This window comes from Gordonia sp. NPDC003425, assembly GCF_053588635.1.
In genome coordinates, this window is record NZ_JBSFQI010000007.1 from 1 (window position 1) to 14256 (window position 14256).

Here is a 14256-nt window from a genome sequence, read left to right on the forward strand (position 1 = left end):
CATCCCCAGACTCACCGCCCACACCCCGCGACCTTGCTCACCCACATCTTGTGCCCGCGAGAACCCGTTCTACGCACCGTCAATTCGGAAGAGCCGGTTAGCGCAGCCGTCGGTGAGCCGACCGACGGTCAGAGCAGTTTGGACAAGAACGTCTTGGTGCGTTCGTGCTGCGGATTGGCGAGCACTTCTCGTGGGTCACCCTTCTCGACCACCACCCCGCCGTCCATGAAGACGAGCTGATCGGCAACCTCACGGGCGAAACCCATCTCGTGGGTCACCACGAGCATCGTCATCCCGGACGCCGCGAGTTCGCGCATCACCCCGAGCACGTCACCGACGAGTTCCGGGTCGAGCGCCGAGGTCGGCTCGTCGAACAGCATCAGCTTGGGGTCCATCGCCAATGCTCGGGCGATGGCGACGCGCTGCTGCTGACCGCCCGACAGTTGCGCCGGGTAGGTCTCGGCCTTGTCGGCGAGGCCGACGCGGTCGAGAAGGTCCTTGGCCCGCGCGACGGCGTCGTTCTTCTTCTGCTTCTTGACCTGGGTGGGCGCCTCGATCACGTTCTCCAACGCGGTGCGGTGCGGAAACAGGTTGAAGTGCTGAAACACCATGCCGATGTCGCGGCGTTGTTTGGCGGCGTCCTTGGGGCTCATCTCGTAGAGCTTGTCGCCTCGCTCCCGGTAGCCGATCAGGTCACCGTCGACGTAGAGGCGGCCCGCGTTGACCACCTCGAGGTGATTGACGCACCGCAGGAAGGTCGATTTCCCCGACCCGGACGGACCGATGAGGCAGAGCACCTCGCCGCGCGCCACCTCAAGAGTGATGCCCTTCAGAACCTCTAGCGACCCGAAGTTCTTGCACACCCGGTCGGCGAGCACCATCGGCTGCTCAGCGGCGCTCATCGCTCTCCTCGGTGATCGGCGTGTTCAGTGCGTTCGCCTGCGCCTTGAGTTGGCGAGCCGTGAGCTGCCTGCTGGCCCCCTTGGAGTAATAGCGCTCCAGGTAGTACTGCCCCACCATGAGCACGCTTGTCACCGCGAGGTACCAGGTCGATGCCACCATCAGCAGCGGAATCGGCTGGAAGATGACTCCCGAAATGTCGCGGGCACGTCCGTACAGTTCGAGACTGAACGGCACCGCGGCCACAAGGCTGGTGGTCTTCAGCATGCTGATCACCTCGTTGCCGGTCGGCGGGATGATCACGCGCATGGCCTGCGGAAGAACGGTCCGCCGCATCGTCTGCGTCCACGACATGCCCAGCGCAACCGATGCCTCGGTCTGGCCCTCACCCACCGACGAGACGCCGGCGCGGACGATCTCCGCCATGTATGCCGCCTCGTTGAGTGCGAGTCCGATGACGGCGAAGGCGAATGCCGCATTGAGAGCCTGAATGTCGAAGTGGGCGAACTGCACGACGAACGGAATACCGAGATCGATGCGCTTGTAAATCGACGGGAACAGACCCCAGAACACCAACTGCACGTAGACCGGAGTGCCACGAAAGATCCACAGATACACCCACGACGTGGCCCGTAACACCGGGTTTGGGGAGAGACGCATGATCGCCAGGAGGATACCCAGCACAATCGCGATGACCATCGACAGAACAGTCAGCGCAAGGGTGTACCCGACACCCTGCAGGATTCGGGTGTCGAACAAGTACTTGGCATAGGTGTCCCACGCGTATGCGCCGTTGGTGGCCGCCCCGTACACGAACAGGGCGACCAGGATCAACACGATGATCGCGGTGACCCACTGGCCGGGATGCCGGAGTGGTACGGCCTTGATCGGGGAAGGCTCCGAGGTGTCGGTGCCGACCCCGATGGGACCCGTTGAGGGTGCGCTCACCAGCTAGCTGACGGCGCCGTTGATGACCGAAGTCGGAATCATGCCGCCCTCGAGTCCCCAGTTCGCCGCGATCTGCTTGTACTGGCCGTTGTCAATCAGGTGCTGTACCGCCTGCTGCATGGCCTTCCCCAGCGGTGACCCCTTCTGGACCGGATAGCCGTACGGGGCCGAATCGAAAACCCCACCCGCAGCTTCGAGCTTGCCGTCGGATCGCTTGATCGCGTAGGCGGTGACCGGCGAATCCGCCGACATCGCATCAACCTTGCCCAGCACCAGCGCGTTGGTCGCCTCGTCCTGGCTGTCGAACTTCACCTTGTCGATGGCGGGCTTACCGGCATCGGTGCACGCTTTGCTCTTGGCCGGGATCTCGTCTGTGTCCTCGGTGGTGGTGGCCTGCACTGCGACCCGCTTGCCGCAAGCGTTGTTTGGGTCGATGTTGCCGCCCTTCTGCTGGGCCCACTGCACTCCCGCGTTGTAGTAGGTGACGAAGTCGACCTGGTTCTCGCGTTCCTTGCTGTCAGTGAACGAGGACATACCTACGTCGTAGGTACCCTGCTGGATAGCCGGAATGATCTTGTCGAAATCGGCTTCCTTATAGACGGCGGTCAGCCCCAGTACGCCGGCGACGGCGTTCATCAGGTCGACGTCGAATCCGATGATCTTGCCACTCGGGTCCTTGAACTCATTGGGTGAGTAGGGGACGTTTACACCAACAGTCAGTTGACCGGTCTGACGGATTTTCTCGGGTACCAGCGCAGCAATCGAGTCGACCTTGGCAACCTCGACGGGCTTTGACGAACTGGCCGCGGCCTCGCCGCCGCTCTCATCGTTGTTCGAGCATCCCGCCAGGACCATGGCGACCACGGCCATCAGAACCGCGAGAATGAACGGAAGTCGCTTTGAGCCGGCCCTGAACGATCGGAGATCGCGCATCACAGTCCCTTCGTGCCCCGCGCTCCGGAGCAGCTGTCACAGTTGTGGCGACCCCGTGTCCCCACCCCGGGGAACTCTAGTGGCTCGGCGCCCACTTCACCGGCGAGTTACGCAGGATTTACCGACCGCCCGAAGGCGTGGGACGCCGCCGGGGCGGCGATCCAGCGGGCGCGCCGCCGGCAGTCGCCGCGCGGTATTCCGACATTCTTCTGATTTCGCATTTCACGTAGATGCTTATCTGAAGATTCCCGGTTAACATCCGTCCGTGAGAAACAAGCTGACCGTCCTCGTGATTCTGCTGGCGGTATTCGCCACCGGTTTCGGGGCACTCCTGAGCACGCCCGGAAAGGCCACGGCCGCGCCGCTCGTTCCGCCGTCGCATGACCCCTTCTACTCCACCGATCGAAACCTGCACAAGGTGTCGCCGGGGGCCCCGCTCAAGACCCGTGTGGTTCAACTCGCATATGGCGACAAGCGTTTCGCGGCGGTCGCCACGCAGATTCTGTTCCGCACCACCGATCAGTTCGGCATCCCCACCGCGGCGGTCACCACGATCCTCGAGCCTCCGGTGCCGGGTCCGCGCAAAATCATCTCCTATCACTCCCCCTATGACGCGCTCGGCTCACAATGTGATCCCTCCTATGCCCTTCGCGGCGGTAATACCGGACGTGGACCGGAATTCGACGACATCACCATTTCCTCGATGCTCGCCCAGGGGTACACCGTGGTCGTGCCCGATTACGAGGGCCTGAAGATGCGCTGGACGATGGGCCGTGAATCGGCACAGACCGCGCTCGACAGCATCCGCGCGTCCGAACGCCACCTGCGACTGCCCTCGTCGACACCCGTCGGCCTCTTCGGCTACTCGGGCGGTTCGGTTCCGACCGGTTTCGGTGCGGACCTCGCCCCGACCTATGCGCCCGAACTCAACATCGTCGGCGCGGCCGCCGGCGGCGTGCTGGTGCAGCCCTCCCACAACCTGCCGTACGTGAACGGCAGCACGCAGTGGGCGGGTGTCATCCCGGCGTTGATGAACGTGTACAACGACGTCTTCGACCTCAACATTCAGCAGTACCTGTCGCCCAAGGGCAAAAGCGTGCTGGCGCAAACCCAGGGCCAGTGTCTGATCGACTTCGCCACGAAGTATCCCGGGCTCACCGACACCCAGCTCCTTCTCCCTCAGTACCCCGGACTGCTGACCGTTCCGGGCATTCCCGCCGCGTTCAACCAGAACATCATGGGCTGGGTGGGTAAACCGAGGAACCCGATGTTCCTCGGCGTCGGCAATGTCGACGGTATCGGCGACGGAATCATGATCGACGGCGACGTGCAGGGTCTGGCGACTCGGTACTGCCGAGAAGGCGTGCCCACCCAGTACAAGACCTATCCGAAGCTCAGCCACTTCGAGGCGTTCTTGCCGTGGGCACCCGACGCCGAGGCGTTCCTCGCGGACCGGTTTGCGGGCCGCTCGGCCACCTATTGTTCTGGTATCCCGACCGGCAATCGGCTCGGTCCCATACCGACGAACTGACCGGTCTCCGCGTTTACGGCGCAGACGTGACGTGCGTGACGACGCCGGCCCCGAGATCGGCGGTGGTGGCCGTGCCACCGAGATCCGGGGTCAGCGTTGCGTCTGCGAGAACCGCGTCGACTCCTGACTCCATCCGTTCGGCCGCCCGGATCAGGCGATCGTCGCCGATGTGAGTACCCAACCATCGCAACGCCATCGACGTCGATGCGATGATCGCCACGGGATTCGCGATCCCCTGTCCTGCGATGTCGGGCGCTGCGCCATGGGAGGCCTGGGCCATCACCCTGGTGTCGGAGCAGTTGACCGATCCGGCCAGGCCGATCGACCCGGACAACTCCCCCGCGAGATCGGACAGGATGTCGCCGAACAGGTTCTCGGTGACCAGGACATCGAAGTCGGCGGGCCGGCGCACCAGCAGCGCGGCCATCGCATCCACGTGCTGCTCGTCGACCACCACATCGGGGTAGTCGGCCGCAACGGCGAGGCAGGCGTCGCGGAACAATCCGGTGGTCAGCGTGAGCACGTTCGCCTTGTGCACGATCGTGACGTGTTTTCCTCGATGCCGCGCGAGTTCGAACGCTTGGCGTGCGATCCGTTCGCTCGCCGATCGGGTGATCACTCCCACGGCGAGCGCGACATCGGGAGTGGGCATGAACTCGCCGGAGCCCACGGCCATGTTCCGGTCGGCGTAGAGCCCCTCGGAGTTCTCCCGGACGATCAGCACGTCGATGCCGGGTGCCACCGCGGGCACCCCCCGATGGGCGTGGCAGGGACGCAGATTCGCGTACAGGCCGAAGTGTTTGCGGATGAGGCCGCCCGGCGGTGCTTGCCGTCGAAACCGGTCCGGGTAGGCCGCGGAGTCGTGCGGACCCATCACCCAGATCGTCAGGCCGTCGAGGACGTCGAGAGTGCGCTGCGGAACGGGAACCCCCTCGCGTTCGATGGCGCCGAGTCCGATCGACGCGGGCACCCAGTCGAACGCGAATCCCTCCCGGGCGGCGGCCGCGTCGGCTGCCGCGACCGCCCACGGCACGATCTCGGGGCCGATGCCGTCGCCGTCAAGGACCCCGATTCGCACTCGGTCGCTAGTGGGCTGCGTCATCCCACGACCTGCCGAAGCCGACCGACACCTCGAGCGGCACGGATAGGTCGATCGCGCTACCCATCTCCTCGCGCACGACTTTCTCGGCCCGCTCGCGCTCGCCGTGGGCGACCTCGACGACGAGTTCGTCATGTACCTGCAACAGCATCCGGGATTTCAGGTTCTCGGCGGCGATCCGCTTGTGCACGTTGATCATCGCCACCTTGATGATGTCGGCGGCGGTGCCCTGGATCGGTGCGTTCAGGGCCATTCGCTCGGCCGCCTGACGCCGTTGCCAGTTGTCGCTGTTGAGGTCGGGCAGATAGCGCCGACGACCGAACAGGGTGGCCGTGTACTCGTTTCGACGTGCCTCCACCACCACGTCGTGGAGGTAGTCGCGAACTCCGCCGAATCGGTCGAAGTAGGCTTCCATCTGGTCTTTGGCCTCGTCGCGGCTGATGCGCAGCTGCGCCGCGAGGCCGAACGCCGACAAGCCATAGGCCAGCCCGTAGGACATCGCCTTGACGCGGTGACGCATCTCGGTGGTGACCTCGTCGATGGGCACCCCGAAGGCACGCGACCCCACGAAGTTGTGGAGGTCCTCGCCGGTGTTGAACGCCTCGATCAGGCCGGCGTCACCGGAGAGATGGGCCATGATGCGCATTTCGATCTGGCTGTAGTCGGCGGTCATCAGCGTCTCGTACGGTTTTCCCGAGCCGCCGGGACCGGTGTCGCTTCCGACGACGAATCCGTGGCGGATTTCCCTGCCCGCTTCGGTACGCACCGGGATGTTCTGCAGATTGGGTTCGGTCGACGAGAGCCGACCCGTCGCCGCGACGGTCTGATTGAACGTGGTGTGGATTCGGCCGTCGTCGGCAACGGACTTCAGCAGACCATCGACGGTGACCTTCAGCCGCGTCGCATCGCGGTGCTCGAGGAGGTAGGCGAGGAAAGGGTGCTCGGTCTTCTCGTAGAGCGTCTGCAGCGCATCGGCGTCGGTGGTGTAGCCGGTCTTGGTCTTCTTGGTCTTGGGCATGTCGAGTTTGTCGAACAGCACCGTCTGCAGTTGCTTGGGCGAGCCGAGGTTGATCTGCTCACCGATCACCTCGTACGCCGACTCGGCGGCGGCACGGATGCGCTCGGAGAACGTCTCTTCGAGTTCGCCGAAATGCTCGACGTCGACGGCGATGCCGGCGGCCTCGAGGTCGGCCAGCACGAACAGCAGCGGCAGCTCCATCTCGGTGAGCAGCGGCTTGGAGTCGATCCGGTCGAGCTCGGTGTCGAGGGTGTCGGCCAGTTCGGCAACCGCGCGCGCTTCGAGCATCGCCTGCTCGGCGATCTTGCCCGCACCGCCGTCATCGTCGAGGAGTGAGAGTTGCCCGGAGTCGGTGGCATCGTCTGCGCGCAGCTCGCGCCGCAGGTAGCGGAGAGCGAGATCGTCGAGATTGAAGGAGCGCTGACCCGGGCGTACGAGATATGCGGCGAGTGCGGTGTCGCTGGTGACGCCCGCAAGCGTCCACCCACGCGACCGGAGGGCGTGAATGGCCCACTTCGTCTCGTGCAGCGCCTTCTCGATGGCCGAATCGGCGAACCACTCGCCGAGCGCCTTCTCGTCGTCGGGTCCCAGCGCGGTGACGTCGACGTACCCCGACGTCCCGTCGGCCGCGGCGATGGCGACTCCGCTCACGTCGGCGCCGACGACCTGATGCGGCGCGGTCACGGTGAGCCCGCTGCGGCCGGTGCGCGCGTGCGCGTCGAGCCAGTCACGAACCTCGCCGTCGCCGAGGATCGAGCCGTCGAGCTCGAATCCCGCTTCCGCCTCAGGCTCCACCGAACTCAACGTCGAGAACAGCCGGTCGCGCAGCACACGGAACTCGAGGTCGTCGAAGAGGTGATGGATGCGGTCGCGATCCCACCCGACCATGGCCAGGTCGTCGGGGCCCGACGGCAACTGCATGTCGCGGACCAGTTCGGTCAACTGGCGGTTGGTCTGCACCGACGCGAGGTGCGCGCGCAACGCGTCGCCGACCTTGCCCTTGACCTCGTCGACGTGATCGATGAGCGACGCGAGAGAGCCGTACTCACGAATCCATTTCGACGCCGTCTTCTCCCCCACCCCGGGGATGCCGGGCAGGTTGTCGCTCGGGTCGCCGCGGAGCGCCGCATAATCCGGGTACTGCGTGGGTGTGAGGCCGTACTTCTTCTCCACCTCTTCCGGGGTGAACCGTGTCAGGTCGGAGACTCCCTTGCGCGGATAAAGCACCGTCACCGAGTCGTCGACCAATTGCAGGGAGTCGCGATCGCCGGTGACGACGAGGACCCGGTAGCCCTCGGCCTCGGCCTGCGTCGCGAGCGTGGCGATGATGTCGTCGGCCTCGTAACCCTCGATCGCCATGACCGGGATACCCAGCGCGTCGAGAACCTCCTTGGTGAGGTCGACCTGTCCGTTGAACTCGTCGGGAGACTTGGAGCGCTGCGCCTTGTAGTCCGGATACATCTCGGACCGGAACGTCTTGCGCGACACGTCGAATGCCGCGGCGATGTGGGTGGGCTCCTCGTCGCGCAGCAGATTGATCAGCATCGAGGTGAACCCGTACACCGCGTTGGTGGTCTGACCGGTCGCCGTCTTGAAGTTCTCCGCGGGCAGCGCGAAAAATGCCCGATAGGCCAGGGAATGCCCGTCGAGCAGCATCAACACGGGCCGGCGGGCCTTGCCGGCACCGCCCGCGGCGCGTGCACCGGTGGTAGCGGGCCTGGTCGATGCTGGGCCGACGGAACTCTGCGCTGGACTCACACAGGCGAGTCTAGTGACGACCGGTGACAGCCCATCGCCGACTCAGCCCGGCCGGTACATCGGCCACACGGTGGGCCCGTCGTGTGGCAACACCACCTCGCCGGTCACCTCGAAACCCCACCGCTCGTACAGCGGGATGTTGGCCCTGTTGGAACTCTCCAGATACGCCGGACCGGTGATGCGATCAAGTTGCGCCGCCAGCAGCGAGGTACCCACCCCACGCCCCGGGGTCACCGACCCCAGGAACGCCAGATACCAGTGCGGCTCGGAAGGCCGCTGCGGAGCGAAGAGGCGTTCGAGTTCGGTGCCGTACCTCACCCTGGTACCGATCGCGCCGATGAACCACGGCAGGGATCGCAGGACGTCGCGGGCCGACGGCTCGAATCCGGGAGGAGCGTCCCACACGGCGGCACCAGCGGGAATCCCGTCGCAGTAGGCAACCTCGATTCGGCCCCTCCGCCCGTGCCCGGCGCGAAACAGTGCGTCGAACAGGCGACGATGGCGACGCGTGTCTGGTTGGAGCCAGCGCACCACCGGATCGTCGACAAATGCTTGCGCGAGCAGCGACGCGGCGAGCCGCGTGTCGTCGGAGGACCGCACATCCACCTGGGTCACGCCTGCCACCGTACTGCCACTCCGCCTCGGCGAGGTCACGCCACCCCGAGGTAGGCCTCCCGCACCGCGTCGTCGACGAGCAGTTCCTTACCCGGACCCTCCTTGGTGATGGCGCCGGTCTCGAGGATGTATCCCCGGTCGGAACGGCTCAGCGCCTGCTGCGCGTTCTGTTCGACCAGCAGGATGGTGGTGCCGGTCTCGTTGATCTGCGCGATGATGCGGAATATCTGCTGGATCACCATGGGCGCCAGGCCCATCGACGGTTCGTCGAGGAGCAGCAGGGTGGGTCGCGCCATCAGCGCCCGACCGATGGCCAGCATCTGTTGTTCCCCACCGGACATCGTGCCGCCGTACTGTTTACGGCGTTCACCGAGCCTGGGGAAGGTCTCGAAGACGTGGTCGAGGGCTGCGTTGTAGGCCGCCTTGTTCTCGAATTTCCTTCCGTAGCAGCCCATGTCGAGGTTCTCGAGCACGGTCATGCCGGGAAAGATGCGGCGTCCCTCGGGCACCTGGATGATTCCGCGCGACACGCGTTCATGCGGTGAGAGGCGGGTGATCGATTCGCCGTTGAAGCGGATGTCTCCGGCGCTGAGCTTGTTGAGCCCGGAGATGGCCCGCATGGTGGTCGATTTGCCGGCACCGTTGGCTCCCAGCAGGGTCACCAGTTCTCCGGCACCAACGGCCAGGGAGATGCCGTGCAGCGCGCGGATGCGGCCGTAGTGGACCACCACGTCGTCGATCTCGAGGACCGGCCTGGTCGACGGCGCATCGTGCGGAACGGACTGCTCCTCAGGCGATTTGGTCATCGGGTACCCCCAGGTAGGCGGCGACGACCGCCGGGTTGTCGCGGACTTCCTTCGGTGTGCCGTCGGCGATCTTGCGTCCGAATTCGAGTACCACGATGCGGTCGGTGACACCCATGACGAGTCTCATGTCATGTTCGATCAGCAGCACGGTGTAACCGTCGTCGCGGATCTTCTGGATCAGACCCATCAGCGCGGTCTTCTCACTCGGGTTGAACCCGGCCGCGGGTTCGTCGAGGCACAGCAGTTTGGGTTCGGTGGCCAACGCCCGGGCGATCTCGAGTCGACGCTGGTCGCCGTAGGGCAGGTTGGAGGCCTTCTCGGCGGCGCGGGGGCCGATGCCCACGAACTCCAGCAGCGCCATGCCGCGGTCGACGGCGTCACGCTCCTCGTGATAGAGCCGGGGGGTACGGAAAATGCCGCTGAACACCGAACTCTTGTGCCGCGCATCGGTGCCGACGCACACGTTCTCCAGTGCGGTCATCTCCCCCCAGAGCCGCACGTTCTGGAAGGTGCGGGCGATGCCGCGCCGGGTGATCTTGTGCTGCTTCATCCGGCCGAGCGGGGCGCCGTCGAAGGTGACGGTGCCGCGACTGGGCCGGTATACGCCGGTGATGGCGTTGAAGCACGTGGTCTTGCCCGCGCCGTTGGGGCCGATGAGACCGAGGATCTCGCCGCGTTTGATGTCGAAGGTGACATCGTCGAGGGCGGCGAGCCCACCGAATTCGACGGTCAGTCCCTCCACGGTCAGCAATGGTTCGCCCAGTGCCGTGGCGATGTCGCGCTGCGGCGCGACGGCCTCGGCCACCGCCTCGGGGTCGGCCAGATCGGGATCGACGTCGGCCGGGTCGACGAACGTCGTGGCCTCCGGGTCGGATTCGGCCTCGGCGAGTTGCTCCTCGTTGTCGATGATCTCGTCGGGGACCCGATCCGGATCGTCGGGCAGACGATGGGTCATGCGTGGGCCTCCTCGCTGCCGGAAGGTGCGGGTTTCGGATTGCGTTGCACCGCGGCGTACACCTGGCGTCCGAACGTGACCAGGCGCGCCCGCGCCGGGAACAGTCCCTGCGGGCGGAAGATCATCAGCACCACCAGGGCGACACCGAAGAACAGGTACTTGAACTCACTCAACGACTGTCCGCCCACCTCGACGCCCTGCACCCGCGCGGGCAGGTACACAATGATGAACGCGCCGGCGATCACCCCGAGCTTGTTGCCCTGACCACCGAGCACCACCGCACACAGGAACAGCATCGAGTTGATCACCGTGAACGCCTTGGGATCGATGTACTGCACCTGGCCGGCGTACACCGCGCCGGAGAGCCCGCCGATTCCCGCGCCGATGACGAACGCCCACAGTTTGTACTTGAACGTCGGCACACCCATGATCTCGGCGGCATCCTCGTCCTCGCGGATCGCCACCCACGATCGGCCGACGCGGCTGCGTTCGAGGTTGCCGATCACGATGAGCACGAGGATCACCAGCACCATGCCCAGCCAGTACCACCACACGCCGTAGTTGAGCGTCGAGGCGTTGTTGGCACTGGAGAACACCCCTTCGGGGTGTTCTGCGGAACGGCCGACCTCGGGGAACAGCACGCCCTGCAGGCCGGAGGCGCCGTTGGTGACGTCGTCGAGGTTGTCGGCGAGCAGCCGCACGATCTCACCGAAGCCGAGGGTGACGATGGCGAGGTAGTCACCGCGTACCCGCAGGGTCGGCGTACCCAGGAGAAGACCGGTGATACCGGTGATGACGATGGCGAGCGGAACGCACGCCAGCCACGCCCACGGCCCCGAGAACAAGCCGTGGTCGGGACTGTTCCACAGCGGACTCGACGGGCTGGTCATCAGGGCGACCACGTAGGCACCGACGGCGTAGAAGCCGACATAGCCGAGGTCGAGCAGGCCGGTCTGGCCGACGACCACGTTGAGTCCGACGGCGATGAGGGCCGTCATCGCGAACGTGGCCATCACCACGCCGAAGTTGGTGGCGGTGGTGGTGATCAGCGGCGGCTTGATCACCGGAAGGGCTGCGAGCAGCAACAGCAGCGGTACGCCGATCAGCCACTGCTGCACACGCGGCAACCCGTTCCACCATCCGCGGATGGCGTCACCGACGCCGTGGGATTCATGCGCGTCCGGTGTGATGTCTCCGGCCGGGGTTTGCGCCGTGGTCATACCCTCGCCTTTCCTAGCTTCTCACCCAGGATGCCGGTCGGACGGAACATGAGCACCAGTATGAGCAGCACGAACGCGACGACATCCTTCCACTGGTTGCCGAGTAGCACCGATCCGTAGTTCTCCATCACACCGAGAAGGAGACCGCCGAGCAGTGCGCCGCGCACGTTGCCGATGCCGCCGAGCACCGCCGCGCAGAACGCCTTGATGCCGAGGATGAACCCGCCGTTGTAGACGATGTTGGTCGGCACGCGGAGTGTGTAGAGCAGCGCGGCAGCGCCGGCGAGAAGGCCTCCGATGAGGAAGGTGACCAGGATGATCCGTTCCCGGGAGACGCCCATCAGCAGCGCGGCGTCGGGATCTTGGGCCACCGAACGGATACCTCGTCCGAGCCGGGTGCGGTTGATCATGAAGTCGGTGCCGAGTGCGAGCACGATCGCCGACAGGATGATGATCATCGTCAGGTTGTAGACGGGGGCTCCGAAGAACGAGAACTCCTGCACGGGATTGACCAGCCGGATGGTCGGCTGCGCGGTGGATCCGCCCAGTGGTGGGTCGATCGGCACCTTGGGCAGCACGTAGTGCACGAATTCCTGGAGCACGAACGACATGCCGATCGCGGTGATGAGGAAGGCCAACGGTTTGGCACCGCGTCGGCGTAGTGGGCGGTAGGCGATGAATTCCAGACCCACCGCGGCGCCGCCCGAGACGATCATGCCGCACAGTCCGGCGATCACCAGGTACACCACCGTCATCAGGGTGCCCTCGGAGTAGGTGTTACCCGAGGGAGTGAATCCCAGCAGCAGCAGGCCGATGTAGGTGCCGAACATGCCGAGCATGAACACCTCGGAATGCGCGAAGTTGATCAGGCGCAAAACACCGTAGACGAGTGTGTATCCCACGGCCACGAGCGCATACACCGCACCGTAGGTCAGGCCCTCGATGGTCAGGCCCCAGAAGCTGTTGACCAGCGAATGCACGTCGAACGTGATGGTCGAGGCCACCGCCGTCGACGACTGGGCCACGAGAAATGTGGCGGTCATCGGTCCCCTTCACCGTATGAGTCACAGCACGAGGTGCGCCCGGACCGCTGTGTGTGGCGGCCGGGCGCACCTGGTGTGTGGGCTATTTGACCTCGTATACCCAGATCAGCGACGTGGACAGTTCACCCATGGGTGTCCACGAGTACTGGCGGGCCAGGCCTGGGCCGCTGTACTTGCTGATGTACTCGAGCAGCTTGGGCCGGGTGTTGTTGCCTTCCGCGATGCCCTTCATCATGATGGCCGCGATGTCGTAGGCCTCCACGGAGTAGACGCCGGGCTCCTGGTTGAACGCCGCCTTGTACTGCTGCGCGAACTCCGACGGGGCCGGACCGCACGGGCACGACAGGACCGCACCCTTGGCGGCATCACCGGCCTGCGCGGTGAACTGCGGATCGTTGGCACCGTCACCCGAGACGAACAATACGTTCGGATCGGCGGACTTCATCTGCTGCGCGAGCGGCGCGGCCTCGGCGTAGTAGCCGGCGTAGAACACGGCGTCGGGCGATGCCCCGGTGACCTTGGAGATGATGGCCGAGAAGTCACGCTCGCCCTTCTTCACATCACCCGAGCAGTCGGAGTCCAGTGCCGATCCGAGTGCGCCCTTGACGGCTTTGGCGAGGCCGGTGCCGTAGTCGGTGTCGTCCTCGATGACACAGACCTTCTTCTTGCCCATGGTTCCGGTCAGGTATTTGGCGACCGCCGGGCCCTGCACATCGTCGTTGGCCAGGCCACGGTAGAACGTCTTCCAGCCGTTGTCGGTGAGTGTCGGGTTGGTGGCCGACGCGGTGACCGACACCAGGCCGGCCTGGTTGAAGATGCCGCCGGTGGCCTTGGTCTCGCCCGAGAAGGCGGGACCGATCAGGCCGATGATGGAGTCGTCGTTGGTGATCTGCGGCGCCACCTGGGTGGCCTTCTGCGGGTCGCCCTCGGTGTCGAAGCGCTTCAGGGTGATCTTGCAGTTCGGGTTGGCCTTGTTGTGCTGGTCGACCGCGAGTTGCGCGCCGTCGACGATATTGATGCCCAGCGCGGCGTCGGCGCCCGTGAGCGCTCCGGCCATGGCGATGTTTGTCGGCTCGCAGGTGGCGTTGGTGGCCTGGCCCGGGTTGAGGGCGTCGGCCTCGGATACCTTGGGGGACTCCTTGCCCTGTGTATTGATCTGGGCGAGAGGCGAAATGGTGAGCCCAGAACCTGATCCCGCCGACCCGCTCGTTTCCGAGCCGGAGTCGGATGACTTACTGCTACATGCCGATACGGCGAGCACAGCGGCCAGCGTCGCTGCCAGCGCTGCCGTCGTCACACGACGGTGCATTTTCACTACCTCTCGTCCAGCCACCCGGCCCCCACGGCCGGGAGGTCTACTGAGGAGACCTTCGCTGAACATAGACCCAACATCCGGTGTGCGCGACGCATTGAGCGCAAACGCCCATGAC

At 65.3% G+C, this 14256-nt stretch carries 12 protein-coding genes; 1 reads left to right on the top strand and 11 read right to left on the bottom strand.

Going from position 1 to position 14256, the window contains the following annotated elements:
- Window positions 1-128 precede the first annotated feature (128 nt).
- Genes ACWDTD_RS10340 through ACWDTD_RS10350 form a run of 3 tightly spaced genes read right to left on the bottom strand, consistent with a single transcriptional unit; the run spans window position 129 to window position 2781 of the window.
- Window positions 129-902 carry an amino acid ABC transporter ATP-binding protein gene (locus ACWDTD_RS10340; protein ID WP_449747017.1) on the bottom strand — a complete coding sequence of 258 codons (774 nt, stop codon included), beginning with the start codon at window positions 900-902 and terminating at the stop codon, window positions 129-131.
- A complete protein-coding gene (locus ACWDTD_RS10345) occupies window positions 889-1848 on the bottom strand; it encodes an amino acid ABC transporter permease (RefSeq protein WP_449747018.1) in 960 nt (319 codons plus the stop codon). The genes ACWDTD_RS10340 and ACWDTD_RS10345 overlap by 14 nt, the downstream gene beginning before the upstream one ends.
- A 3-nt stretch (window positions 1849-1851) precedes the next feature.
- On the bottom strand, window positions 1852-2781 hold the full coding sequence (locus tag ACWDTD_RS10350; RefSeq protein WP_449747019.1) for an ABC transporter substrate-binding protein: 930 nt from the start codon (window positions 2779-2781) through the stop codon (window positions 1852-1854).
- Between the two features lie 265 nt (window positions 2782-3046).
- Between ACWDTD_RS10350 and ACWDTD_RS10355 the strand changes: the two genes are divergently transcribed.
- On the top strand, window positions 3047-4312 hold the full coding sequence (locus ACWDTD_RS10355) for a lipase family protein (protein ID WP_449747020.1): 1266 nt from the start codon (window positions 3047-3049) through the stop codon (window positions 4310-4312).
- Window positions 4313-4325: 13 nt separating this feature from the next.
- Here ACWDTD_RS10355 and ACWDTD_RS10360 read toward each other — a convergent pair whose 3' ends face one another.
- The 8 genes from ACWDTD_RS10360 to ACWDTD_RS10395 form a co-directional block, all read right to left on the bottom strand.
- Window positions 4326-5414 (bottom strand): isocitrate/isopropylmalate dehydrogenase family protein, encoded by a 1089-nt coding sequence (locus ACWDTD_RS10360; protein ID WP_449747021.1) that lies wholly within the window; start codon window positions 5412-5414, stop codon window positions 4326-4328.
- A complete protein-coding gene (gene polA, locus ACWDTD_RS10365; protein WP_449747022.1) occupies window positions 5398-8187 on the bottom strand; it encodes a DNA polymerase I in 2790 nt (929 codons plus the stop codon). Before polA ends, ACWDTD_RS10360 begins: the two co-directional genes overlap by 17 nt.
- A 42-nt stretch (window positions 8188-8229) precedes the next feature.
- Window positions 8230-8802 (bottom strand): GNAT family N-acetyltransferase, encoded by a 573-nt coding sequence (locus ACWDTD_RS10370; RefSeq protein ID WP_449747023.1) that lies wholly within the window; start codon window positions 8800-8802, stop codon window positions 8230-8232.
- A 35-nt stretch (window positions 8803-8837) separates the two neighbouring features.
- A complete protein-coding gene (locus ACWDTD_RS10375; RefSeq protein WP_449747024.1) occupies window positions 8838-9608 on the bottom strand; it encodes an ABC transporter ATP-binding protein in 771 nt (256 codons plus the stop codon).
- Window positions 9592-10563: an ABC transporter ATP-binding protein gene (locus ACWDTD_RS10380; protein ID WP_449747025.1), complete on the bottom strand. Its 972-nt coding sequence runs from the start codon at window positions 10561-10563 to the stop codon at window positions 9592-9594. The genes ACWDTD_RS10375 and ACWDTD_RS10380 overlap by 17 nt, the downstream gene beginning before the upstream one ends.
- Entirely contained in the window at window positions 10560-11783 is a 1224-nt protein-coding gene (locus ACWDTD_RS10385) for a branched-chain amino acid ABC transporter permease (RefSeq protein ID WP_449747026.1), read from the bottom strand. The genes ACWDTD_RS10380 and ACWDTD_RS10385 overlap by 4 nt, the downstream gene beginning before the upstream one ends.
- A complete protein-coding gene (locus tag ACWDTD_RS10390; RefSeq protein ID WP_449747027.1) occupies window positions 11780-12826 on the bottom strand; it encodes a branched-chain amino acid ABC transporter permease in 1047 nt (348 codons plus the stop codon). The genes ACWDTD_RS10385 and ACWDTD_RS10390 overlap by 4 nt, the downstream gene beginning before the upstream one ends.
- Before the next feature lie 82 nt (window positions 12827-12908).
- A complete protein-coding gene (locus tag ACWDTD_RS10395; RefSeq protein ID WP_449747028.1) occupies window positions 12909-14135 on the bottom strand; it encodes a branched-chain amino acid ABC transporter substrate-binding protein in 1227 nt (408 codons plus the stop codon).
- Between the last annotated feature and the right edge of the window lie 121 nt (window positions 14136-14256).

Coding starts and splice junctions, on each gene's coding strand:
- ACWDTD_RS10395 (WP_449747028.1), bottom strand. CDS start 14,135: ATGCACCGTCGTGTGACGACGGCAGCGCTGGCAGCGACGCTGGCCGCT.
- ACWDTD_RS10340 (WP_449747017.1), bottom strand. CDS start 902: ATGAGCGCCGCTGAGCAGCCGATGGTGCTCGCCGACCGGGTGTGCAAG.
- ACWDTD_RS10380 (WP_449747025.1), bottom strand. CDS start 10,563: ATGACCCATCGTCTGCCCGACGATCCGGATCGGGTCCCCGACGAGATC.
- ACWDTD_RS10390 (WP_449747027.1), bottom strand. CDS start 12,826: ATGACCGCCACATTTCTCGTGGCCCAGTCGTCGACGGCGGTGGCCTCG.
- ACWDTD_RS10385 (WP_449747026.1), bottom strand. CDS start 11,783: ATGACCACGGCGCAAACCCCGGCCGGAGACATCACACCGGACGCGCAT.
- ACWDTD_RS10350 (WP_449747019.1), bottom strand. CDS start 2,781: ATGCGCGATCTCCGATCGTTCAGGGCCGGCTCAAAGCGACTTCCGTTC.
- ACWDTD_RS10375 (WP_449747024.1), bottom strand. CDS start 9,608: ATGACCAAATCGCCTGAGGAGCAGTCCGTTCCGCACGATGCGCCGTCG.
- ACWDTD_RS10360 (WP_449747021.1), bottom strand. CDS start 5,414: ATGACGCAGCCCACTAGCGACCGAGTGCGAATCGGGGTCCTTGACGGC.